22 protein-coding genes are annotated in these 23,176 nt (G+C 40.4%); 5 read left to right on the forward strand and 17 right to left on the reverse strand.

The features are described 5' to 3' along the window. Positions 1-6: 6 nt before the first annotated feature. The 9 genes from PCY06_RS00980 to PCY06_RS01020 all read right to left on the reverse strand — a co-directional run bounded on the left by PCY06_RS00980 (position 7) and on the right by PCY06_RS01020 (position 5,833). Positions 7-579 (reverse strand): DUF2812 domain-containing protein, encoded by a 573-nt coding sequence (locus PCY06_RS00980; protein WP_061596136.1) that lies wholly within the window; start codon positions 577-579, stop codon positions 7-9. Next, complete coding sequence (locus tag PCY06_RS00985; RefSeq protein ID WP_061596137.1) at positions 579-902, reverse strand: PadR family transcriptional regulator; 324 nt, start codon at positions 900-902, stop codon at positions 579-581. The genes PCY06_RS00980 and PCY06_RS00985 overlap by 1 nt, the downstream gene beginning before the upstream one ends. A 102-nt stretch (positions 903-1,004) precedes the next feature. Then, positions 1,005-1,217, reverse strand: a complete 213-nt coding sequence (locus PCY06_RS00990; protein ID WP_045505620.1) for a helix-turn-helix transcriptional regulator — start codon at positions 1,215-1,217, stop codon at positions 1,005-1,007. After that, positions 1,217-1,801, reverse strand: coding sequence for a DUF3796 domain-containing protein (locus PCY06_RS00995; RefSeq protein ID WP_082307193.1), 585 nt, complete (start codon positions 1,799-1,801; stop codon positions 1,217-1,219). Before PCY06_RS00995 ends, PCY06_RS00990 begins: the two co-directional genes overlap by 1 nt. Before the next feature lie 118 nt (positions 1,802-1,919). Beyond that, on the reverse strand, positions 1,920-2,717 hold the full coding sequence (locus PCY06_RS01000; protein ID WP_082307194.1) for a D-alanyl-D-alanine carboxypeptidase family protein: 798 nt from the start codon (positions 2,715-2,717) through the stop codon (positions 1,920-1,922). Between the two features lie 4 nt (positions 2,718-2,721). Further along, positions 2,722-3,408: a histidine phosphatase family protein gene (locus PCY06_RS01005; RefSeq protein ID WP_082307195.1), complete on the reverse strand. Its 687-nt coding sequence runs from the start codon at positions 3,406-3,408 to the stop codon at positions 2,722-2,724. A gap of 64 nt (positions 3,409-3,472) precedes the next feature. After that, positions 3,473-4,165: a histidine phosphatase family protein gene (locus tag PCY06_RS01010; RefSeq protein WP_082307196.1), complete on the reverse strand. Its 693-nt coding sequence runs from the start codon at positions 4,163-4,165 to the stop codon at positions 3,473-3,475. Between the two features lie 53 nt (positions 4,166-4,218). Then, positions 4,219-5,556, reverse strand: a complete 1,338-nt coding sequence (locus tag PCY06_RS01015; RefSeq protein ID WP_053794142.1) for a PFL family protein — start codon at positions 5,554-5,556, stop codon at positions 4,219-4,221. 10 nt (positions 5,557-5,566) lie between these two features. Next, positions 5,567-5,833, reverse strand: coding sequence for an ACT domain-containing protein (locus PCY06_RS01020; RefSeq protein WP_011999901.1), 267 nt, complete (start codon positions 5,831-5,833; stop codon positions 5,567-5,569). A gap of 314 nt (positions 5,834-6,147) precedes the next feature. Between PCY06_RS01020 and PCY06_RS01025 the strand changes: the two genes are divergently transcribed. Next, the gene (locus PCY06_RS01025) at positions 6,148-9,405 is read left to right on the forward strand and encodes an LPXTG-anchored zinc carboxypeptidase (protein ID WP_082307197.1); all 3,258 of its coding nucleotides are present in this window, start codon (positions 6,148-6,150) and stop codon (positions 9,403-9,405) included. 58 nt (positions 9,406-9,463) lie between these two features. On the opposite strand, the gene PCY06_RS01030 is transcribed toward PCY06_RS01025, so the two are convergent. Further along, entirely contained in the window at positions 9,464-10,498 is a 1,035-nt protein-coding gene (locus PCY06_RS01030) for a Gfo/Idh/MocA family oxidoreductase (protein ID WP_082307198.1), read from the reverse strand. An 86-nt stretch (positions 10,499-10,584) separates the two neighbouring features. Here PCY06_RS01030 and PCY06_RS01035 point away from each other — a divergent pair, with 86 nt between their 5' ends. Continuing rightward, on the forward strand, positions 10,585-11,421 hold the full coding sequence (locus tag PCY06_RS01035) for a helix-turn-helix domain-containing protein (RefSeq protein ID WP_060970577.1): 837 nt from the start codon (positions 10,585-10,587) through the stop codon (positions 11,419-11,421). Positions 11,422-11,569: 148 nt separating this feature from the next. Here PCY06_RS01035 and PCY06_RS01040 read toward each other — a convergent pair whose 3' ends face one another. The 5 genes from PCY06_RS01040 to PCY06_RS01060 all read right to left on the reverse strand — a co-directional run bounded on the left by PCY06_RS01040 (position 11,570) and on the right by PCY06_RS01060 (position 19,657). After that, positions 11,570-15,787: a GH32 C-terminal domain-containing protein gene (locus tag PCY06_RS01040; RefSeq protein WP_082307199.1), complete on the reverse strand. Its 4,218-nt coding sequence runs from the start codon at positions 15,785-15,787 to the stop codon at positions 11,570-11,572. A gap of 278 nt (positions 15,788-16,065) precedes the next feature. After that, positions 16,066-17,004 (reverse strand): RimK family alpha-L-glutamate ligase, encoded by a 939-nt coding sequence (locus PCY06_RS01045; RefSeq protein WP_061601549.1) that lies wholly within the window; start codon positions 17,002-17,004, stop codon positions 16,066-16,068. 14 nt (positions 17,005-17,018) lie between these two features. After that, positions 17,019-18,269, reverse strand: a complete 1,251-nt coding sequence (locus tag PCY06_RS01050; RefSeq protein ID WP_061601550.1) for a dicarboxylate/amino acid:cation symporter — start codon at positions 18,267-18,269, stop codon at positions 17,019-17,021. 198 nt (positions 18,270-18,467) lie between these two features. Beyond that, entirely contained in the window at positions 18,468-18,980 is a 513-nt protein-coding gene (locus tag PCY06_RS01055) for a GNAT family N-acetyltransferase (protein WP_061601551.1), read from the reverse strand. A gap of 128 nt (positions 18,981-19,108) precedes the next feature. Further along, on the reverse strand, positions 19,109-19,657 hold the full coding sequence (locus PCY06_RS01060) for a DUF6609 family protein (RefSeq protein ID WP_048775562.1): 549 nt from the start codon (positions 19,655-19,657) through the stop codon (positions 19,109-19,111). Between the two features lie 288 nt (positions 19,658-19,945). Between PCY06_RS01060 and PCY06_RS01065 the strand changes: the two genes are divergently transcribed. From PCY06_RS01065 to PCY06_RS01075, 3 genes are all read left to right on the forward strand, one after another. Then, positions 19,946-20,398 carry a DUF3290 family protein gene (locus PCY06_RS01065; protein ID WP_082307200.1) on the forward strand — a complete coding sequence of 151 codons (453 nt, stop codon included), beginning with the start codon at positions 19,946-19,948 and terminating at the stop codon, positions 20,396-20,398. After that, positions 20,395-21,027: a DUF421 domain-containing protein gene (locus PCY06_RS01070; RefSeq protein ID WP_105165080.1), complete on the forward strand. Its 633-nt coding sequence runs from the start codon at positions 20,395-20,397 to the stop codon at positions 21,025-21,027. Before PCY06_RS01065 ends, PCY06_RS01070 begins: the two co-directional genes overlap by 4 nt. A 181-nt stretch (positions 21,028-21,208) precedes the next feature. Then, positions 21,209-21,412 (forward strand): CsbD family protein, encoded by a 204-nt coding sequence (locus PCY06_RS01075; RefSeq protein ID WP_008808393.1) that lies wholly within the window; start codon positions 21,209-21,211, stop codon positions 21,410-21,412. Between the two features lie 351 nt (positions 21,413-21,763). On the opposite strand, the gene PCY06_RS01080 is transcribed toward PCY06_RS01075, so the two are convergent. After that, positions 21,764-22,483 (reverse strand): hypothetical protein, encoded by a 720-nt coding sequence (locus PCY06_RS01080; protein ID WP_008808392.1) that lies wholly within the window; start codon positions 22,481-22,483, stop codon positions 21,764-21,766. Continuing rightward, a complete protein-coding gene (locus PCY06_RS01085; RefSeq protein ID WP_061601552.1) occupies positions 22,476-23,156 on the reverse strand; it encodes an ATP-binding cassette domain-containing protein in 681 nt (226 codons plus the stop codon). The genes PCY06_RS01080 and PCY06_RS01085 overlap by 8 nt, the downstream gene beginning before the upstream one ends. Between the last annotated feature and the right edge of the window lie 20 nt (positions 23,157-23,176).

Raw genomic sequence — 23,176 nt, forward strand, 5'->3', positions numbered from 1 at the left:
AACTTATCAGTCTTTGAGCTCCCGCTTCATTCTCCAGAAACTCAAGCCGATATGAACCAGTTGACCAAATAAAATAAGTAACAATACCGTATCTATTAATAAGATACATTTTACTAACCAACTTACATCTGAACCTTTTTGAGCTACACTTAAAACTAAATAAGTAGCAAAAAACAAAGCTACAATGGCTGGGAAAAACCGCCATACAAGCAAACGCTTGACCATTTCTAGCTTAGACCAGGCATCATTATAGATCTCGAGGTCACTTTCTGCATCAAGCTGAGAAACTGGCTTGCGGAAATAGGAAAACTGATTAAAGTTTGTAATATGCTCCCAGCCACAATCATCAAACAGTTGATAATAGGAGTCTCGCTCCGCCTTCTTTATAGGACGAAAATCTAATTGATAAGCCATTTCCTGAGGTGAAGTTCTTTCAAAAGTATAACGAACTGCAATTATAAAAGGGGAATAGTTTACTTTTTTCAACTTCCAGCCTTGGCCATGCATCTTTTTTAAATAAGCCGCTTCTCTATCGTAGTCTGCAATGGTAAAGATCCTGTAGACGACTTTCTTTCCCATCAAACATCCTCCTTACTATTCCGGTAAAGGCGTTCAATCCGCTGAATTTCCAAGTTCAAAATCTTCTGCCCAAGATCTGTAATCTGGTAGAGTTTCCTCTTTTCTTCCTCGCGAACAAAGGCAATCAGACCATCCTTTTCCATTTTGGACAAGGTTCCATACATGGTTCCTGGACTAATTGACAACTGACCTTCTGTCAATTCCTTGACTTTTTGAGTAATACTGTAGCCATGCCTTTCTTTCTGGAGACAAAAGAGAATATAGAATCCCGTCTCCGTCATCGGTGCATAAACTCGCCTGAGCTTTTCTGTTAATCCACTCATCTTTTTCTCTCCCCTTTCACTTCGATATATCGAATCTTGATACATTTATTATATCGCAGTCCGATATAGTTGTCAAGATTTTATATAGGAATCTTGCTTAAATTATTCTTTTAGCTCAAATAGATCCTCTATTTTCAAATCAAAGACTCGTGCAATTTTTAGAGCCATTTCGAGAGAAGGATTGTAACGATTATTTTCTAGATGCAAAATCGTCTCTCGCCTGACACCAATACGCTCTGCCAACTCTTGCTGGGTCATGCCATGAGATTCTCGAATAGACTTCAAACTTGTAATAAGGTTGCTTGCTTTCCCCATCATGCCCCTCTACTTTCCAAATACATGAATACAAAATTGAAAAGTAAGACCAGCACCCCTGCTACTATAAAAAAGATACCCCCTGGAATATACAGCTCCTTCATGATCGTTAAAAGTAAGGCTAAGGTTAACAGAACGACTATACTGCTAGCAAATGCTGTCATGGCAGCCTTAGATAGATTTGCATAAAAACGCTCATCTGCTTGCTCATCTGCTTTTCTTGAGATAAAGTAAACAAGAAAAATCAGCTGCACTAGAAGGCCTATTGCCATCACTATTTCCTTTAAAAGACCAGCAGATGGCGTACTGAGCCAGATGCCTAGTGTATAGATGGACGAAGCAGATAAAACGAGGATGCCATTTAATTTTTCTTTAATAGAGAAGACCTTCCTCTCTCTAACTTCATTTCGTTTGCTTTTTAATACTCCCCAAGTAGCAAAAAACAGACCAATCCCTGTACCACCAATTAATATCAACTTTTCCAGCAAGCTAAATCGAACAATCCCAGATAAAACCGCCCAATCTCCGCATAAGACCAGAATCCACAAAGGTAGTAACAAGACTAACTTTTGACCTTTTTTCATGACAAACCCTCCTGTAGTGTTATAAATATATCACATCTTATGTTATAAATATATCACATTAGTCATCATAATGCAAATTTCTCGATAAAAAAAGCCAGGAAAACCTGACTTACTTGATTTATTTTTCTGCTGCCTTTAGTAATGCGATGTACTCTTCCAGAACTAGATTGTGCTTTTGCATATACTGGGCGTTCTCTACGCCGACATAACGGTAATGCCAGTGTTCAAAATCAACTCCAGTAATATTACTCTTGCCTTCGGGATAGCGAAGGACAAAGCCATATTGTGGGGCCAGCTGAGCTATCTTAGCAGCTGGTTCATCCTCCAGCCCTTCAGGAACACTCATATCAATAGCCAAACCTGTTTGATGTTCACTAGCTCCTGGAAGCTGAATCTGTTTCTGGACAGCACTAACAGCCTCTTCATGCGACACACCCTTAGCCTCTTCTGCTGCAACATTCTCATTAAAGAGCTCTTCTTGCTCTGCACGACTCCGATAACCAGAAATTAGTATTTCTCCTGGAGCTATGGTCTGAGCCGCAGCAAGGAACTGCCGGGTATTCTCAGCAATACGACTATCCACCCGGATTTCCCCAACCTGAGTCAAAGATGGCGTCTTTTCCTCCTGTAGATTATCACGGTTAACCAAGACTAAATTCCAATCCGCTGAGGACACCTTGGGTAAATCAGAATCAGAGCTTGTTAATCTTGAAGACTTAGAGCTACTTGGCTTAGTAGAGCTACTCACTTGACTCGAAACCTGAACATAGCTAAGAAGATTCTTCAATACGGATGGGCGGAAATAAATAACCGTCCCACCTATGACTAGGGTCAAGATAAGTAATAGTAAGATCGTCAAACCAACCTTCTTAGCCTTGGATTTCCTTTTTACTCTTAGATGTTTAGCGTGTTTCAACTTATTACTCCATTACTTTGGCGCCCACTTCACGATAAGACATATCACCAATCCGGTCAATCGTAAACTTACCATCTTCGTAGTCTACTACAGTTACACTGCCGTTGTTCAGGCCTAAACCTCGAGGCGTTGCGTGGTCAATCAACCAAGCGAAGGTTCCAATCGTCATACCATGACTGACAATCAGAGCATTTCCTCCTCCTAGCGCCTCAACTTCTTTAGCAATACTCTCAAAACCATCTAAAATACGGCCACTGAGTTTAGGCCAAGATTCTGCCCAGCCCGCTGTGTCCACTTCTACCAATCCTTCTGCTAATTCCGGATAGCTAAGTTGATGAACATGTTCGACATGAAAGACACGGGGCATAACACCCATAAAGAGTTCACCGTCATAGGCCCCATCAAAGCTACCAAAGCACCATTCACGAATGCGTTTGTCTGTACGGTAAGGGATCTTATCTCTCAAACCCAGCTCTTCTAAAATGATTCCCATAGTTTGAATAGTCCGACCACTATCGCTTGAATAAGCCCGCTTAAAGTCTATACCAGCATCTTTTAGTCCCAATCCTAGCTCTCGAATTCCTCGTTCACCTTCATCTGTCAGAGGGGTATCCGACCAACCTTGAGCTCGACCAATTGTATTAAACATGGTTTTACCGTGACGGACGATATACAATCTTGTTTTTGACATTTACTTGCCTCCCTTATTCTTCCTTTATTATACCACTTTTAGGAAAAAATCAAGACCATTCCTGTCAGCGACTATTTAAAACCTCTGCACCAGTTTGACGATAGGACACATCTCCCAAACTTTCAATGGATAGCTTTCCATTAGCACATTCGACAACCGTCACACTTCCATTTTCAACACCAGGATTTTTCTTAATCTCTTCGTCAATTAAATAAGCAAGTGTACCGATTGTCATACTATGACTGACTACCAAAGCGTTACCACCACCTGAAGCCTCAACATCTTTTGCAATAGCTTCAAAACCTTCTAAAATTCGACCACTGAGTTTATCCCATGGTTCCGCCCAACCTGCAGTATCTACTTCAACCAAGCCATTCGCTAAGTCCGGTAGGCTAAGTTCCTTGTAGTTATCTGTCTTCAAAACACGAGGAATGACACCGTGGAAAAGTTCTCCACCATAAGCACCATCAAAACTGCCAAAACACCACTCTCGGATTCTTTTATCAAAGGTATAAGGGATTTGCCCAGTTAAGCCAAGTTCCTCCAACACAATCCCCATAGTCTGAATGGTTCGACCCGAGTCACTTGAGTAAGCTTTTACAAAAGAAAGGCCTGATTTTCTTAATCCAATCCCCAACGCTCGAATACCACGTTCCCCTTCAGCTGTCAGAGGAGTATCGGACCAACCTTGAGCTCTACCAATGGTATTAAACATTGTCTTCCCATGCCGAATGATAAATAATCTCGTTTTTGTCATCTCTTCTCCTTGTTCAATCGAAAAGGCCTGTCTGCACAGACCTGATTTTCTTATTAATTTTTAAAACTGTGAATGGGCGCTGGAATCTGTCCACCACGCGCAATAAAGGCAGCTGACGAAGCTTGGTTGACCTTCATAACCGGAGCTGTTCCCAAGAGCCCGCCAAATTCGATCATATCGCCTTCCTTGCCTTTTGGAATAATCCGCACAGCTGTTGTCTTCTGATTGATGACACCAATCGCTGCTTCATCGGCAATCATGGCTGCGATAGTTTCAGCCGGTGTCGCCTCAGGGATGGCAATCATATCCAAACCTACTGAGCAGATGGCTGTCATAGCTTCTAACTTTTCTAGATTGAGCGAGCCATTTTGTACAGCCGCAATCATGCCCTCGTCTTCTGACACAGGGATGAAAGCACCAGATAGTCCGCCAACCTGATTGCAGGCCATAACACCACCTTTTTTGACTTGGTCATTGAGCAGGGCAAGCGCTGCTGTTGTGCCATGGGTACCTACTGTTTCTAAGCCCATTTCTTCCAAAACACGGGCCACTGAGTCTCCGACTGCTGGCGTTGGAGCCAAACTCAAGTCAACAATCCCAAACTTAACGCCCAGACGCTCGCTAGCCATCTGACCAACCAACTGACCGATACGCGTAATCTTGAAGGCCGTTTTCTTGACTGTTTCAGCCACCACATCAAAGCTCTCACCACGAACCTTTTCCAAAGCCCGCTTGACAACACCAGGTCCTGAAACACCGACGTTGATGACCACATCTGCTTCACCGACACCATGAAAGGCACCCGCCATGAAAGGATTGTCCTCTACCGCATTGGCAAAGACGACCAATTTAGCTGCACCCATGTCAGACAGTTGGGCTGTTTCCTTAATAATCCGTCCCATATCTGCAACTGCCGTCATATTAATACCAGTTTTTGTTGAACCGATATTGACAGAAGAACAGACCTTGTCCGTCTCCGCTAAAGCTCGTGGAATAGAATTAATGAGAATTTCATCGCCTTTTTGATAGCCCTTTTGGACCAAGGCAGAGAAACCACCGATAAAGTCTACTCCGATTTCCTTAGCCGCTCGATCCAGAGCCTTAGCCAAAGGAATATAATCTGTAGCATCCGTAGCCGCTCCGATCAGAGAAATCGGAGTCACTGAGACCCGCTTGTTGACGATAGGAATCCCGAGCTCTGCAGCAATTTCGTCCCCAACTGCCACCAAATTTTTAGCCTTGGTCGTGATTTTTTGGTAAATCTTCTCAGCAGCCAGATCAATGTCTGTATCGATGCAGTCCAAGAGTGAAATACCCATGGTGATAGTCCGAATGTCGAAATTCTGCTCCTCAATCATGGCAATGGTTTCTGTAACTTGTCTAATATCCATCCTTCACTCCTTAGATATTGTACATGGCATCAAAAATAGCTGCACTTTGAATATTGATTTTGACGTTAAGAGTCTGACCAAAGCTTTCAAATTCACTACGAAGAGCTGCAAAATCTTGTTTTTCTTCACTTGAAACAACAGCCATCATCGTAAAAAATTCATCCAAAACTGTCTGTGAAATATCATCTATATTCAATCCCAACTCTGCAATCTTAGTTGAGACTCCCGCAACAATCCCTGATCTATCTTTCCCAACAACCGTAATAATTGCTTTCATTGTCGACTCCAATCCATTTTTTGTTTGTATTATTGTAGCATAAAAGATGTGATTTTGCATGGAATTGTAGAAATTCCTCAGACGAGCTTATACATGCTTTCTTCTCACTCTTCTATTTTAGGCAGGAATCCATAATTCATCCATATAAAATAAGCCCGTCATTTCTTGTTCGACAAGGCTCATAGATGGAATTGCAAGACAAGATTCTCAGATTTGTCTATTGAAAGCATATTTTTTATCTATGCTTTTTCTTGAAAACGATTACAAAAATTGATATAGTAAGATTAAAGAACACATTACAAAGGAGGTCTCTTATGAAAGACACCTATAAGAAACGCTTATATACTCAGGTTCTTAGCCTGTCAGCCGCAACCCTTCTAGCTGTTCTAGCCCAAGGAAACGTAGCTGCCGATACGCTAAATCCGACTGAAGCGCCACAAGAAGCAAGTCCTGTAAGTAGTCTTGTCGAAAATCCTACTCCGGTCAGTGCCGAGAAAACAGAAGATCATTCTGATCAACCTCAGGCAGATACTGCTAATAAGGAAACTCAGCCTGTAGCCGAATCGGATAAGACTACAAGCGAAACGGCTACTAGCCCAGCCACAGGAGCAGAAAACAAAAAGGAAACTAGCTCTGAAAACACTACTGCACCTGATAAGTCTGAAACACGTGCAGCAAGTAGCGAAGACTCAAAAGTTCAGCTTGCGGACAGTAAGGTTTATATGTCTGAAAAAGCAAGCATTGAGGAAACCGTTCAAGAACAAGGTGCCAAAGCCAACAAAATTAACTGGACACTTGATAATAAGCCAATTAGCGAGTGGAAAACATGGAAAATGGAAGACGGTACCTTCTCCGGAGATCCTTTTGTTACCATAGAAGAAAAAGCCGAAGGAAACGACCTCAAGCTATCTCTGAAATTTAACGAACTATTTGGCCAAGATCTGAGTTTACGAACACCCAACAATATTCGCAGAACCTACCGCAATTTTATGGGAAATCATGAATTAGTCGGGGTCAGTGAAGATTTAGGACTTACTATTCGCAAAAACATTGTCCTAAGACCATATGAAGACTTCCATACCCACGACGAAATGCTGGCCTCTATCGAAAAAAGTCGGCAAGAAGCTAAAGATGATCGTTTGGTCCAAATCGAAACGATTGGCAAGAGCGCGCAAGGACGAGATGTCAAACTGGGCATCATTAGCTCCGATCAAAAGAGCATCGATGACTACCTCAATACAACCAATCCAAAAGCCCTCACAAAACCTGCCGAAATGCTGGCTGCCTTAAAGAACGGTACACTGGATTATAAGCTCCCAGTCCTGATCAACAATACCCATGCTGATGAACAGCCCGCCATCGACATCATCACCGGACTTTTCAATACTTTTGCCACTAAAGATACCATTTCTTTCCAGACAACTGATGCCAATGGCCTTGCCAAAAATGTTACTCTTAGTGTCAAGGAACTCCTCAAGAAATTTATTTTCTTATTTGACTTCACAGAAAATCCGGACGGAGATGTTGCCAATACTCGTGCACTCGCTAATGGAATTGACCCAAACCGGGACACAAGTTATCAGGCCAACCCTGAAACTCGAACTGTCGCTGGTCTCATCAATAAATGGAATCCTATTGCTCTTTATGACATCCATGGATTCATTAAAGAATTCTTGATCGAACCAGCAACACCACCTCATGATCCCAACTTCGAATATGACCTCTTGTCAGAAAATATGCTGGAAAACGCCCACCACATGGGACGTGCCGGCGTTGCTAACTCTAAGTATGACAGCTATATTATCCCTAAACTAGACTGGGGTGATGGCTGGGACGATTCCTTCTCAGGCTATACTGGAGTTTACGCTATGTACCATGGTATCTTAGGACATACAATCGAAATACCTGAAGGAAATCAAGAGTCCTATAAAGCTGGATACCACGCAGTATTGGGCGGTATTTCTTACTTATCTCAAAACCCTGATAAATTAATGGAAATGCGCCTCAACTTCTATCTCAGAGGTATCAATAAGATAGAAGATCCTAAAGCAGAGAATGAATTAGTAGGACCTGATGGTAAGGTCGTTGGACGGATCAAGAATGGTCAAAAGAAATTCTTCCCTGACTATTATGTCATTCCAATGGGACTTGATAAAAACAACGACTCCCAACAAGCCTTCAATATGATTGAATACTTCAAGAGAAATGGTGTCACTCTTAAAGAATTGAAGGAAGATGTAGGCAACTATAAGAAAGGGGACCTGGTTGTTGATATGGCCCAAGCTAAACGAGGCTATGCCAACCATATCCTTTATAAAGGTTCTAATGAATCCGCTTGGTCAGCTATGTATGCCGAACTTTTAGTGAATTTCCCAGACATGCGTGGCTTTAAAGCGGAAGCAGTCTTCAAAGATAAACTCTTTGACGGAAAATTAGGAGACGTAACAGCTCTTCGTGCTACTCGTACAAGCGAAATTAACCACTCAGCTCCTTACTATGTGATTGCAAATACATCTGACAGTGCCGTAAAAGCAGTTAACCAAGCCATTCGCCAAGGAAAGAAAGTCTATCTAACAGACGATGGATATATCGTTGATACACCGACATTCGAAAACTTGCTGGGAGATTATGCCATCTACGGGGATGCACTCTATAAGGTTCCTAACGGCCCAAGCCTGAAAGCCCTGAAAGTCTATTCACCTCCTCATCAATTTTATTGGGCAGGTGTTGATTCGCCTACACATACAGCTCTAGCACTAAAAAATCTAGGCTTTGATCTTGTCGATACCCCAGAGGAAGCTGATGTTGTTGTTTTAGAAAGCAATAATTTTGACAAATCCCTGGTCGGTCTCAAGCCAACCATCGTCGTTGGTGGTTCTGCTATGCAAAGACTCGAAAAATTGGGGCTTATCGACGGATTTGACGCTGAAAAATTCTCTGGTGGCAGTGATTTTGAAGGCCTCATGAAAGCAATTATAGATGATCAAGACCCACTGACTAGTGGCTATAATAAGAACGACCTCTTCTATTCTAACTCAGGAAACTGGATTGCCAAGGCTCCAGCCAACTTCAAAACTTTGGCAACAATCGCTGGCAGTGATTACTATATAGCTGGATGGTGGCCAGGCAACGAAAAACTGGCTAACAAAATTGTAGCTATCTCTGGGAAATACAACGAAAATCCATTATTTGTATATGCTGGAAATCCTACCAACCGCTTGCATACAATTCACTTCTACCGTTGGATCTCGAATGCTGTTTTTGGTAGTCAGTTGGCAAACTTGACAGATTATATTTTGCCAAGTCCAACTCCAAATCCAATTCCTAAACCTCAGCCATTAACACCTCCTACTTACCAGGCTCCAAGCAAGACTTATCAAGCTCCAAATCAAACAAGACTTGATTTTAAACCCGCAACTAAAGTTGAGCCTGTTCAAGAGATTCCTTTGACCTATAGCAGAGACTCTCTTCCAAAAACTGGAACACAGGAAATGACTGAAGGCTTCAAGCTAGCAAGTATTTTAATCGCTTGCTCTGCTGGACTCTTCCTTTTGAAGAAAAAGGAAGACTAATACTTAAAAACACACCTCCCAATTGATGCGGGAGGTGTATTTTTAGTTATAAGCTTTGTTATTTTTCCACATAGGTATGAAGTGGATAGGTCGGATAGGCCAAGTCACGCGCCAACTCTGAAGTCACATAACCTGCCGGTGCATCTAACACAGAAGGGATTCGATTGACGATAGTGGCACAGGTCAAGGCTACAGTATCAGGCTTGCTGACTGAGAAGACTAGATTTGGCTCACCAGTAATTTCCCAATCACACATATCTCCGTCATTTTCACGATAGACCTTGCCAATACACTCTACTTCTAACTCAATTCCCTGATGGGTATGAATGGTTGTCACAGCTGACATACCCGTTACTTGCCCCGCCGGAACTGTACGTCCCAGCGTTTCAGAATAAACATCTTCGTCCAAAATGTAAGGAACACTCTTTTGTGAAATATCCTGAATGGTCCAGTTCATCTTAGAGCAAATAGCTTCAGCAGCATTCCACATATAGGACGGCAGACTCTCAGCACTGGCAATTTCCTTTTCAAATCGCTCTGAATCGTAACCAGCACCATGCACTTCTGCCAAAGCCAGACCATAATCTTCCACATTATAGCTGACAATCCCTTTCACCTTTTGAATGTGATTAAGGCCAGACATAGCCAAGCAAGGCATATTAATCCAGTAAATATCCTGCATGCCTGAACCCATTACAGTGACACCATATTTTTTAGCCAGCTTGTCCAAGCGGTTTGTTTCGGATGGCGACGTCGTCCAAGGATAGATCGCTTCCTCACAGGTCGTGATGATATTAACTCCATGCTTGATGGCTGTTTCAAAAAAATCATACATTTCCGGCATATAGGAAGCAATGGTGACAATGGCAATGTCTGCGTCACACTCTTCAAAGACACGTTCAGCATTATCAGAAATCATGACACCAGTCTTATAGCCTAGCTCTGCAAAATCACCAACATCCTGTCCTACTACAGCAGGATTGTTATCAATAGCTCCGACAATTTCTACACCGTGATCCAGCAGGTACTTGAAAATCACTTTAGACATCTTGCCGCAGCCATACTGGACAGCACGAATTTTTGTATTTCTCATGGCAAACCCTCCATTAATTGTTATTATTTTCACAATTATAGTATAATATCTCTAGTAACTAGAGAGTCAATAGAGGGTTTTAAAAAATGAAAAAAATTTTGCGTATCGGAGAATTTTCCCAAATAAATCAAATTTCCATCCAAACTCTACGATTCTATGACCAAATCGGTCTTTTAAAACCCTATAAAGTCGATCCAGAAACCAACTATCGCTACTACCACATCAATCAATCTTCTCTGGTTGACTCCATTCAGTACCTGCGTCAACTGAATTTTTCTCTAGAAGACATCAAAGAAATCCTATCTGACAAAGACCATTTTCAACTGCACCAGCTTATCGAAGAGCGCTATCAGCGCCTTCTAGAGGAAAAAGAGAATTTAGAAAAACAAATCCAAGAAATCGAAATCTTTCGGTCTGGTGCCCGTATCTATGGCGAAAAACAGAGCGAGCAAGAACTGGAAATCCAAACTTTTCCTGAACGGCAGCTGCTTATTTTTGAAATTGCTCAAAATATTTATCAAATGAAAAGTGAAGAATACGAACTTGCTCTCCGCTGCTTCAAGCAAGAAATCCTGCGTTACAGTCCTTTTTTCGCTCATTTCAGCCGTGTTGGCTCCATTATGAAACAAGAAGATTTCCAAAAAGAAAGATGGATTTCAAAGCAACTCTGTCTCTTCCATCATACTCCCAATGAACTCCCTCACTTAAATCGAATGTTGCTACCGGCAGGAAATTATGCTGTTGCTTACTGCTCTTCCTTTGCAGATGAACTTAAAGCTCTGCCACATTTTCACCAAGCTCTGACCCAAGCTGGATATACTCCTGTGGGCGATTATATCTGCGAGGTCATTCATGAACAGCCACAACTCCAGGAGCAGCACCGCGATATGTTCATCCGGATGCAAGTTAAGATAGAGAATTAAAATGCAAGCCGATGGATGTATCGGAATTCTTGCCAGATACTGCAGCATGCTTAGCCAAAAACTAATCATTTCATAAACCGTAATTATATCAAAAAAGGACGGGAAAACACCCATCCTTTTTATGTGCAAATAACCATTGCTTAGCACCTTAGTCTTCTTGTTTCTTTCTTCCAGCTAGAAGACCCATTCCCAGAAAAGCTAAACCAGCCAGAGGCAGAAACTTGTCTTCTTGAGTGCCAGTCTTAGGCAGGGCTGAGTCGGGAGCTGGCTGCAATCTTGGCGACGGAATAACTTTCTCTTCCTCACCTTGATTGAGAGCTTGAGGCTGGGTCCTTGTCAAAGGCTGTTTAGCACTTTCAGCCACCACCTTGCTGCCAACTTCTACTAGTTCGTCAACTGCTAGAGAAAGCACTTCCTGACCGAGGACAGTTCTCTGACCGTTCAAGACTTCTACAAAGACTCGCTTTTGACCCTTTTGGCCGGCTACAAGTATTCGCCGCTGCCCTTGTTCCAGTTCTGGATTTTCCTGTTCTCGGGTCTGATATGCAATCTCTTCCATTACGATTTCTAAGAACGGCTTTTCTTCCACTAGGTCCTTTATCCCTTCTTCCGGAGTGACCTGATGACTTGGTTTCACAGCCAGAGCAGCAAGAGCTGTCTTCAGATCCTGTTCTGCTCTATCTAAATCTGCCTGCTCCGCTTTTTCATCTGCCAAGAGAGACTGGGCTCGAGCCAAGGCTGACTGGTAAGCCTGAACTGTCTCATCTGTGTAGAGGCTTGGATCTAGACTAGCCGTACTGTCTACCACTTTCTGCAGAGAAGCCTTATTAACTGCTGGGGCATGAAGATTGGTCACAAAGAAATTGCGAGCTTCCAAATCCCCATCCCAGAGTCCCAGACCGACGTAGGCATCATTATAATAAGGCTCAACCGCATCAAATTGGTGGTTCAGGTATTCTACACCGTCCACAGATACACTGACACCATTTTTAGTTTTCACTAGCTTAACATGGTGGAACTGGCCGTCATTAAGATGCTTGCTATTCATGCTATTTTCTGCAATCGTCTCCCCCATAAAGCGGTAAAGTCTAATCTTATCATTATCGCCAAATTGAATAGAATAGGCATTGCGAGGGTCAACATTTTCAGACGCATAGAAAATATTAATCAAGCCTTTTTGATACTTGAGCTCCACATCCAAGTTATACTCAGGGAAAGGAATCTTCTGACCTCCCATATAATAATCATTGGCGCTGGTATTCTGATTATAGAGACTTTCACCGTCGACATACCACTTACCGGAAACAGCTTTTAGATCTGGAACATTGGTCTTAAAGTCATTACGGCTAATATTGATGGTGAAGACCTTGGAAAGGCTTGGATTTTCCTTAGAGGTTGCCGTTACCTTGACCACACCCCTTTGCAGAGCAGTCACTCGTAGCTTGTTGCCATCTTTCGTGACAGAGACCAGGTCTGGCTGATCCACACTCCAGCTGACCGCTTGAGAGACACTTGCTGGCATGATATATGCTTTCAAATCCAAAGTATCGCCGACATAAATATTATTTGTCACAGGAGAAGCCTGCACTAGTTCCAGTGGTTTGGTCACTGCCTGCTTGTCTTTCCAGACTCCCTTCAGCGGATAAAGAGCAATGTCAGCCTTAGCTGCACCACCTTCTACAAACACACTAGCGGCAAGACTATTTGGTGCAGGGAATATCTGATTGGCACCCGCCACAGTATATCCTTTGGCAAAGACTTCTAGGCTGGAGCGATCCACATAGAGATGCAGATCTATGCTACCATCCGCATTGCGCTTGACAGACTGACTATCCACCTGAGCAAATTTATTACTGAGAAGAATGCCGGACTGGCTGCGGTCAATAGAGAGAGTTTCCTTTTCTAAATCATAGGTAACTCTAGTCACTTCTCCATCTCCAATCCGCAGGTTAAAACCGACTTTCTTGGTCGTTTCACTCGGACGGAAAGTAGAGACAATTTCATACTGATCACCGGAAAAATTTTTCAATAGCCCATTCTTCTCACTAACTTCTACGTCTTTATACAACACAGCCTTGTCTCCCTGACGCAGAGACTGATAGGCTGCTATTGGCGTCTGAGTCAGCCGATAGCTTCCGTCTTGCTTGATAAGGCCTAGTTTGAGGTTAAGATTGAAGGTCCCGTTGAACTTCTGACCGACGGTATCGGCTACCAGATTACAGTAATCTTCCCAGGTATTCATCCAGTTAGACGCGATAATGTCGGGTAGGGTTGGATTAGCCTTACTACCAAAGTCCTGAACGTAGTAAGTCATGGCCGCATAAGAATCTTTACCAAAGTTCATGACCTGATCAGCCTGAACAAACTCAGCATCTGGGACGAAAGTCCACTTGCCCTCCATCTGTCTAAAATCACCGACCTTATAGGAGCGCCCGCCACGAGACAGGACCCATTTTAGGCTACCATCATCTGCCAGTAGAGGATAGAGATCTGGGCACTCCGTATGGAGATCCGCATAAGTTGATTCCACCTTCCAATTACGCAGATTATCAGACGAATAAATTCTCAGCGGTCCGCCTGCAACGACCATAAACCATTTACCCTCCCAACGGAAGACCTTGGGGTCACGAAAATCTTGAGACTGCAGCGGATCGTCCGTCCAGTCAGCTGCAATTTGATCAAGCTTCGTCCAAGTCCGGCCCTCATCCTTACTGTAGGCTAACTTGATGCGCTGACCATTTCCGTCGGCAGTAATCAGTGCGACTAAACCGCCCTGGCCATTGTCAAACAAACCAGAGGAATTGGTGGTATCTGCTACTATTGATCCTGAGAACATAGCCCCATTAGCATCCGGATAAAAGGCAATCGGCTGTTCTTCCCAATGAATCAAATCCTTGCTGGTCGCATGGCCCCAGTGCATAGGTCCCCACTTGGTATCGTCATAAAACTGATAGAAGAAATGATAGACTCCCTTGTAATAAACCAGCCCGTTGGGATCATTGGCCCAACCGTCCTTGACCGAATAGTGATACTGACCGCGATAAAGCTCATTATAGTATACCTCATCTGCCTGCCGACGATGGACATTGAGCCGGTAAGTCAGGCTGACCTCCTGCCCATCCGCATCGGTCACAGTGCTGGTTACAGTCAGATAGTTTGCCCCCACTGCCAGCGGGATATTCTTCAAATCACTATAAACCCTACCTGCAGCATCAGTCACGCTTACCTTGGCAGCAGGATTTTTCGCTACGACAGTCAAGTCTACAGTCTCAGCATCATGTTTGACATACTGGATGGTAATAGGAGCAGTAAACTGACCTTTCTGTTCCACTTTCCCAACCGAAGAAGTCACCCTTATATCCTCCAACTCGGGATTAGACTGAGGAGTGATTTCTTTATAAAAGGTATTTTGAAAAAGCAGCTCACTGTTCCAGTTTAGTAAGCCAAAATAACCTTCTGACAGATAAGTATTCTGCCCCTTATCATCTCTCTGAAGCGTGTAATCTCCTGAGCTGGCCACTAGAATATCATTGACATAGTAGGATACCCAAGAGCCGATAGAAACGACCTTGAGCCGATATTTATTGTCATCCGTTGGCTCAATATGTTTTTCATTGATAAACTGATAATCACGCCCGCCTTGCCAACGCCAAAACTTCACATTGTTGCTGCCACCATCAATATTAACTGCATAGCTGCTCTTGTCATCCGGATTATTATTACTGCGGAAAATGAGGGCTGCCGCCCCTTCCTTACTGAGGAAAGTTACATCCGTTGAGTAAACAAAATTCTTGCCCTGACTTTGAGAGTAAAGGAAACTATCACCTTTGCCTTTGGCATCACTATAAAGACCTTGTTCCCGGACTTCCCAAACTCCATTTTTGTCTCCCTTGGCTTCTGCCAAATTAGTATTGAAACCTGACTGCTTATCTACAGTCTCTACGGCAGGGATTTTTTCCGAAGCAACTCCCTTCGCCGCTGGCTGTTCGTCTTCTTCCTGTTTGGTCTCTTTAGCATTTGCTGTGGCTTGATTTTCCTTATCAGCCTTTTGATTGGCTGACTCTACTGCTGCATCCTGACCACTCGCTTCCGTCGCAGCAGTCTCTCCAGCTACAGAGTTTTCTGTCTTATCGGCATTACTTGTAGGAACAGCTGTTTGCCCGCTTTCAGGCTCCGAGACAGCTGATGAATCAGCCTGCAAGACCTGAGCAGGGGCTGGATTAGCCTTACCTTCATCTGCATAAACCACTCCACCGCCATCTAATAAGAAAGCTCCAAAAGCCAGCAGGGCACACCCAAAAACCCAACGCTTACCGCTTTTTCTCATAAACCAATTTTTACACACTTTTTCCTGATGATTTTTCATGACGCACCTCAATATTCTAAAAATAAAGTCAGACTCCTCACAACCAAATTACTGCTACATAACGCACTCCTTTCACCTTTTCTTGTTCAAAATGAACACCTTGTTTAGCACCTAACTCCTTTATAAAAAAGTAGCAATCTCAATAATCTAAATATAACAAATCTTTGTAAACGCTTCATCTAACGTTTGTCACAAAAACAAAATGACAGATGTCATATTTTAGAAATGAAGAAAAAACAAAAAGCCTCCAAAACGGAAAGCTTTTGTTTGTTTTAAATTTATTCTGAATAGGATGCTACCAGCTCGTTCTTTAGATATTCTGCCAAATGCTGATGAGCAAAAATTCCTGCTTTTTCTTCTGCTGTCGGATTATAGTTGGTATTGGTGTTCACATCATAGACATAGATCTGACCCGCCTCCGACTCTACCCACTCAATAGCCGCCACATCAATACCAGCCTGAGCTAGAAATGTCTCGTAAGCCTGTCTTTGACTAGCAGGTAGCGGATCTGTGATCTGAAACTTATCCGATGTTTCCAACTGAGCAGGTCTTTGTCCAATTTGACACCCATCTGCCGGACAAAGCTGAAAACCATCTGATGAATCAATCGACACTGTATAAAGAAACTTCTGGTTAATAAACTCCGAACGACGAATACGACCATCCGCTGGCTTGATATAAGCCTGAAGTAGGGTAATCCCATCCACAGAAGGCTCAAAAGCAGGACTGTCTACATAAGCTTCTAATTCTGCCTCACTGTTAAAGAGTTGCACACCCAAACCTTTCCCAGCGCGATTATGCTTGGTAATCAGAGGATAAATATTGAGTTTTCTAGCTGCTTCCAGAATATTCTCCTGCCCCAAAACAGCTACTGTCTCTGGAGAAGCAATCCCAGCTTCAGAAAGTTTCAAATATTGCTTAATTTTACTGATTTCTAGATTAATAGCTCCGCTACCATTGATGACCTTACGGCCGTGAGCTTCCAGCCAAGCTAGAACTTGCTCTGTAAATTCTGGTGCGTAGCGGTGTCCCCGAGTATGAGAAGAGGCTGACATCCGATTATAGAAAATTCCTGTTGGGGGCGGACTCTGCAGATCTAAGATCCCACTTGACAAATCCCACAGCTCATAGGGAACATTTTTCTCCTCTAGCCACTTAACCAAGTGCTGCGTCCACTCCAAATTTTCATGAATAACGTATACTTTTGCTTGACTCATAAGTCTTCTCTCCTTTAAGAATACCGAACAGCCAGTTCGCTACTTTTTGATTCTTCCACTACGTGACCTTCTGTTTTTTCAATCACACTCACAGCCAAAGCCTGGCCTAGAACATTGAGGGCAGTACGACCAGCATTAACAAAGAAATCAACAGCAAAAATCAAGGCAACTCCTTCCACTGGCAATCCCAATTGAGGTGCTGCAGCCAGCAAGACAACAATCGCTCCAGAAGGCACTGTTGCTGCAGTCTTCCCAACCAAGGTTAAAAGTAAGATGGTAAAGAAGAGACCAGAAATAGAAAATGCAATTCCATAAGCATGAGCTATAAAGATAGTAGCTACCGAGAAATAAACAGCCGCTCCCTCAAGATTAAAAGTATACCCCAAAGGCACAACCAGGTCGATGACATGTTCGTCGTGACCCTGCTTCTTTAAATCTTTTAACAGGGGTGGCAAAACAACACTGGAGCTACCAGAGACAAAAGCCAAAGTCAAGAGGCTCCAGTTCTGACGAATGCTTGTCAGATAAGGAACTCCGAAAACCAATGCAATCAAAGGAAAAATCACTAAAGCTAGAACCACATAGGCCAGATAAGTTCCTGCTACAAATTGACCCAAACCAACCAACTTGTCAACTCCTGTTGTAGCTACATCTTTGGCAATAAAACCGAAAATCCCAATTGGTGATAGCTTGATAATCACACCGACAATTTTGTAAATGGCTTCAATCCAAATTTGCAATAAATCAATAAACTTCTGTGACTTGTCTTCCTTAAGACTTCCAAGACCATAACCCAAGAATATCGCAAAGACGATGATTGGAAGCAAAGCTCCCTCAGAAAGCGACTTAACAATATTAGCCGGAATGAAACTGAGAAAGAACTCATTTAACTGGATACTTTTAGCAATCCCATCAATATTTCCTCCAGTCTGACCGATATTGACACCTTGACCAAAGCCTAGATAATAAGAGGCAAAGACAAAGATCAAGGTAATCACTGTCGTGACCCCAAAGAAATAGAGCAAACTCTTTGTCAAGAGCTTCCCAAAAGATTTCTTACCAATCACACCAGCCACTGCTACGACCACAACCGGAAATACCAGCGGAATAATCACCATATTAATCAGACTGATAAAAGCTTGTCCCAAAAATTGATAGAAAGCCGAAAATTGCGGCCATACAAGAGCAACAAGAACACCCAAAACCAAAGCAATCAAGAGTTGCAACCCTAAAGAAACCTTTGACCATAAAGAAAAAATTTTCATCCCCAAACTCCTTTTTCTATTTTGATAGCTATTCTACTATGATTCTCCCAACCTGGCTAATATATATTTTCTATGAAAGTAATAGAAGAATTTTATGGGGAGTTAAATAACTAAAAAAGACACCCAAGAGAAAATTCTTGAATGTCTGTATAGATCGATAACTCCGTTGGTTCTGTCAGTAAACTGGAAATGATGATATTATGGTCTCGTTATCTCAAATACTGCTGTATGAACCCACTCATTATGAATTTGTAAGTCATTTTCTATAATCTTACTAAATGTAAAACCATTTTTTAAAAGTACTCTCTTAGAGGCTAGATTATCCGTTGCCGTTCCCGCAACGATCTTATTTAAACCATAAGTATGAAATGCCTTGTCTAAAACAAGTTTAACCGCTTCGCTTGCATAGCCTAAATTAGTGTAATTTTCTCCAATCCTATATCCAAGTTCCGCTGTTTTTTGATCATTCTCTAAGACACTTAAATTGATTCTTCCAACCATAGCACCTTGCGAATCTCTAATAAGATGCATGTAGACATCCCGATTCGTTTGTTCCGTTAACAATTCCCTTGTAATTTCTTTAAAGCCTTCTGGATCAAAATAGTTACCTGGTCTAGGAGGTAAATTTCGTTCAAAATACTCCCGATTTTCTTTTTCAAAAGAATAGACATCTATACTATTTTCTTCAGAAAGTAGCTCTAACCTTATCAATGTAAAGCACCTCCCATCATTATCTACATCCATATTTTCTGATATTTTCCCAAAATAGCACCCCTATTATTTTGCTAATTCTTCATATATCTCAAATAATTTTGCAACAGTACACTACGAACTATGCCTTACCTCTGTTTTGATGGCTTTGAAAAAAATAGTAAATATATTCCAAATACAAACTTAATTGCTGAGTCAATATATGCGATCACCTCTAATGGAATATCCGTAAAAATATATCCTACAGAGATATTAATGACACAAATAAGACCTAAAAATATCATTGATTTTCCATGTACAAAATAATAGGGAAAAAAATGTAGTGCGGTTGCCATTAATGCACCCAACCAAATTAATCTCCAATTTTCAGTCGCAAAAAAAGGACCACCTAGTAAAAACATTAAAATAAATAGTAAAAAAATAGCATATAAAGATACTTTATTTTGAAATTTATTTGAAGAACCGTTGGATAATCTATTCAATACTTTTTTATTCATATTGATTGAGAAAAAACTAATAACATACCCAATACTAAACACTGGCATATTTATTATTTGTTTTCCTCCTGTTAAGGCAGCTACTGAAATAATCACCGCTACTACAATTAACCATAGTCCACATGCTCTCTTATAATTAAATTCTAACTTTTCATCTTTATTGTAATTTAAAAAAGCCATAAATACCCCCAGCAACATCAAATAAATTATTTCTCTTATTATACCACTAGATTATTATTTATTTAAAAATTTTTGTGATAGAGTGAGGGTATTATGACATCGTAACAATTAACAATTCAAAACACCAATATTTCAATCATAAAAATCATGTTGATTTTTGGACAGAAGATGAATTTCGAAAAGTAATACAATCCCTTGATGAAGCAAGTTACTTTTTCAAATAAATATATTGATAGAAGCAACAAATTGTTTTATAATAGTTTGAATTCAAAATTAGGAGTGATGTTTATGAAATTCTATTCATACGACTATGTACTGAGTCAGATAAGCCAACAGAATTGGACCATGATTCTTATATCAACCTTGTTGGTTTTTGTGACTGGATTTTTCGCCTTTAAAGCTTATAAAAACAAACAAGGAACCAAGTTTCGTGAATTATCCATTATTTCTATTTTAACTTTAGTTGCCTTTGTTTTGATTACCATTAGTAATTTCCAAAACAATCAATCAAATGATAATCAATTTCGTAGTTCCTTATACTTTATTGAAATTGTCTCAAAAGAACTAGGAGTTGAAAAAGAAGAAGTTTATGTCAATACTTCGGCTATGACTGACGGGGCAATTATTAAGGTTGGGAAACAATTCTACCGCGCCATTGGCGGAACAGAACAAGATAACTATCTGTTAGAAAAAATTGAATTATATAAGTCAGACGTTGAACTTGTGGAGGTTGAAAAATAATGAGCTTTTTTATCACAATTGCTATTAAGTTAGCTTTGGGACTTGTTTCCTTAGTTTTTGTTATTAATGTAACAGGAAAAGGAAATCTTGCGCCAAATTCGGCAACAGACCAGGTACAAAACTTCATTCTTGGTGGAATTATTGGCGGGGTCATCTACAATAGTTCGATAACAATCCTTCAATATGCTGTTATTCTAATTATTTGGACGATTCTTATCCTGCTATTAAAATGGCTTAGCACCAATGTTTCCTACATCAAGCACTTGATTGATGGAAAGCCAACCCTCATCATCAAAAATGGACAATTAGATCCAGAAGCTTGTCGCTCAAAAGGACTTTCAGCATCAGATGTCGCTCTTAAATTACGTTCTCAAGGAGTCTTTCAATTGAAAGAAGTCAAAAGAGCTGTCATCGAGCAAAATGGCCAATTAATCATCGTGAGAATGGGTGATGAAAATCCTAAGTATCCTATCGTTACCGATGGTGTTGTTCAGATTGAAATTTTAGAGACTATTGGTAAAACTGAAGAATGGTTAATGGATGAACTCAAAAAAGAAGGATTTGACGATGTATCAGATATCTTCATTGCAGAATATGACAAAGGCGAAATCAATGTGGTGACCTATTAACCCATCGTTATTTGCTATCTAATAATGACTCGTTCCTGCTTTCAGAATACCGTAGCAATAATTTGACTTATCATTTTAAAAAGAATATACTCGTAATAATCTGAGATGAATATATTTAATTTTTAAAATCAACTGTATTGAATTCAGAGAAACAAATCATTCACTTAATGGAGGTGACACTATGTCATTAGAAGAAAAATTTAACCAAGCTAAAGGTTCTGTTAAAGAAGGAGTCGGTAAATTAACTGGCGATACAAAAACACAAGCTGAAGGCGTTGCTGAAAAAGTTGCTTCAAAAGCAAAAGAAGTTGCAGAAGACGCTAAAGGTGCAGTTGAAGGAGCTATCGAAGGCGTTAAAAACATTATCAAAAAAGACGATAAATAATCATCGTCTGTCGTTCTTATAAAAAACACTCTTATCCTACAGTTTTAGTAAAACTATGGATGAGGGTGTTTTTAAGTATTGCTAAGGCATTTGATTTTAGAATATAAGAAAAGCATCCCAATAAGGAGATGCTTGGAATATACGTAAATAAATTTTAACGTTTTGAGTGCTGTGGTTGCCATCCAATCAAACAACATTGAGCAAATATAGCTGATTGTAAAACTCATACACTAGATTGTTCAAAAATTAGTTGTCCGTTATGATGAAACTGATCTCCCAAAAGTAATTTTAAAGACCAATTCAGAAATTAACAATCTAAAACTATAAATACGATTGTCATCTATTTAAAATTTATTTATTCATTTTCAGAGATTTTTTATCTGGTATTAATAAATATAATGGCAGTAAATTAATAACAATTGTGAGTACAAATAGCAATACATCCGTAATTTGAATTTCTTTTGACGTTACTAAAGAATTAACTATCTGACTATAATAATATCCTGGAAATATCTTTTGAATTGTACTTACTGTGTTTACAAAATCACTTTCGACAGCTAGGTGAGAGAAAGGAATAATGGTAATTGAAGCAAGTACAATAATAGGAAAGCTAATAGTATCAATAACTTTAGAATCAACACGAACTCCAATTACAAAACCAATAAAACTAAAGTACATTCCCATAAACATTAATAAAATAAACTGATAGATTAACAAATTGCTAAATGGCAATCTAAAAAATATGGTTGCAACTAAAGTTACTACCGCAAAAATCAATCCGTTCAACAAGACCTGAACTAAACTTTGACTCAAAAGATAATTAACTATGCTATAATTTGAAAAACTTGATTCTAATTTATAAAACTCTATTTCCGAAGAAATCCTTTTACTAAATGTCGCCAAACTGTTCCCAATTACACCGATAAATACCGCAATACTCAATAAGATATTTGGCATCATATCCCCTTGAAGATTATTCAAAATCATATACCATGTAACTGGAATAAATAAAGTAAAAAGAATAAAACGTTTATTTCTCAATACTTGTTTAAATTGAATAAGACTAATCATGTTTTTCCTCCAAATTACTCAAATCTCGATAATATTGTTCAATTGTTTTTCCTGTCTTATGAATTTCAGCGACAGATTCATCTGCTAAAATATATCCATTTTTTAAAATCAACACCCTTGAAAAAAACTGGTCAATCTGATTGAAATCATGAGTTACAATTACAGATGTACAACTACTATCTTTTAATAATTCCCAAAAATTATCTATAGAAGCCAAATCCATACCAGTTGTTGGTTCATCTAAAAAAAGTAATCTAGGGTTATTTAATAATGATAATAATAAGGACAATCTTCTCTGTTGCCCTCCCGATAAATCACCTACTAAGTCTTTTTTCTTATCTAAGAGTTCTACCTTAGAAAGCATTGATTCCACTTCAAAGTCCTTTAGTTTATTCATATATGCTTTAAGCAAAACTAGTTCTTTTACTGTCAAATCTTTAATCAAAAGATCATCTTGAGGCATCATTCCAATATCATTTTTAAAATCCAATTGAGTTTTTATAAGTCCACTATCGCTCTTTACTTGTCCAGCAATAATTTTAAATAAAGTGGATTTCCCTGCCCCGTTACATCCAAGCAAAGCTATCTTATCGCCTTCCTTAATAGTAAACGAGATATCCTTAAGCACATTCTTTGATCCAAATTTTTTCTTAATATTATGCAATGAAAACATGACTATCTCCTTTGTTTTGA

This window comes from Streptococcus sp. SG1 (assembly GCF_030439935.1).
Taxonomy (GTDB): Bacteria; Bacillota; Bacilli; order Lactobacillales; family Streptococcaceae; genus Streptococcus; species Streptococcus gordonii.

What these genes read in the sequence shown, in the direction of transcription:
- PCY06_RS00985 (WP_061596137.1), bottom strand. Translation starts at nt 902, where the DNA reads ATGAGTGGATTAACAGAAAAGCTCAGGCGAGTTTATGCACCGATGACG.
- PCY06_RS01075 (WP_008808393.1), top strand. Translation starts at nt 21,209, where the DNA reads ATGTCATTAGAAGAAAAATTTAACCAAGCTAAAGGTTCTGTTAAAGAA.
- PCY06_RS01015 (WP_053794142.1), bottom strand. Translation starts at nt 5,556, where the DNA reads ATGGATATTAGACAAGTTACAGAAACCATTGCCATGATTGAGGAGCAG.
- PCY06_RS01020 (WP_011999901.1), bottom strand. Translation starts at nt 5,833, where the DNA reads ATGAAAGCAATTATTACGGTTGTTGGGAAAGATAGATCAGGGATTGTT.
- PCY06_RS01030 (WP_082307198.1), bottom strand. Translation starts at nt 10,498, where the DNA reads ATGAGAAATACAAAAATTCGTGCTGTCCAGTATGGCTGCGGCAAGATG.
- PCY06_RS01060 (WP_048775562.1), bottom strand. Translation starts at nt 19,657, where the DNA reads ATGGCTTTTTTAAATTACAATAAAGATGAAAAGTTAGAATTTAATTAT.
- PCY06_RS00990 (WP_045505620.1), bottom strand. Translation starts at nt 1,217, where the DNA reads ATGGGGAAAGCAAGCAACCTTATTACAAGTTTGAAGTCTATTCGAGAA.
- PCY06_RS01050 (WP_061601550.1), bottom strand. Translation starts at nt 18,269, where the DNA reads ATGAAAATTTTTTCTTTATGGTCAAAGGTTTCTTTAGGGTTGCAACTC.
- PCY06_RS01065 (WP_082307200.1), top strand. Translation starts at nt 19,946, where the DNA reads ATGAAATTCTATTCATACGACTATGTACTGAGTCAGATAAGCCAACAG.
- PCY06_RS00995 (WP_082307193.1), bottom strand. Translation starts at nt 1,801, where the DNA reads ATGAAAAAAGGTCAAAAGTTAGTCTTGTTACTACCTTTGTGGATTCTG.
- PCY06_RS01080 (WP_008808392.1), bottom strand. Translation starts at nt 22,483, where the DNA reads ATGATTAGTCTTATTCAATTTAAACAAGTATTGAGAAATAAACGTTTT.
- PCY06_RS01025 (WP_082307197.1), top strand. Translation starts at nt 6,148, where the DNA reads ATGAAAGACACCTATAAGAAACGCTTATATACTCAGGTTCTTAGCCTG.
- PCY06_RS01045 (WP_061601549.1), bottom strand. Translation starts at nt 17,004, where the DNA reads ATGAGTCAAGCAAAAGTATACGTTATTCATGAAAATTTGGAGTGGACG.
- PCY06_RS01085 (WP_061601552.1), bottom strand. Translation starts at nt 23,156, where the DNA reads ATGTTTTCATTGCATAATATTAAGAAAAAATTTGGATCAAAGAATGTG.
- PCY06_RS00980 (WP_061596136.1), bottom strand. Translation starts at nt 579, where the DNA reads ATGGGAAAGAAAGTCGTCTACAGGATCTTTACCATTGCAGACTACGAT.
- PCY06_RS01010 (WP_082307196.1), bottom strand. Translation starts at nt 4,165, where the DNA reads ATGACAAAAACGAGATTATTTATCATTCGGCATGGGAAGACAATGTTT.
- PCY06_RS01005 (WP_082307195.1), bottom strand. Translation starts at nt 3,408, where the DNA reads ATGTCAAAAACAAGATTGTATATCGTCCGTCACGGTAAAACCATGTTT.
- PCY06_RS01040 (WP_082307199.1), bottom strand. Translation starts at nt 15,787, where the DNA reads ATGAAAAATCATCAGGAAAAAGTGTGTAAAAATTGGTTTATGAGAAAA.
- PCY06_RS01035 (WP_060970577.1), top strand. Translation starts at nt 10,585, where the DNA reads ATGAAAAAAATTTTGCGTATCGGAGAATTTTCCCAAATAAATCAAATT.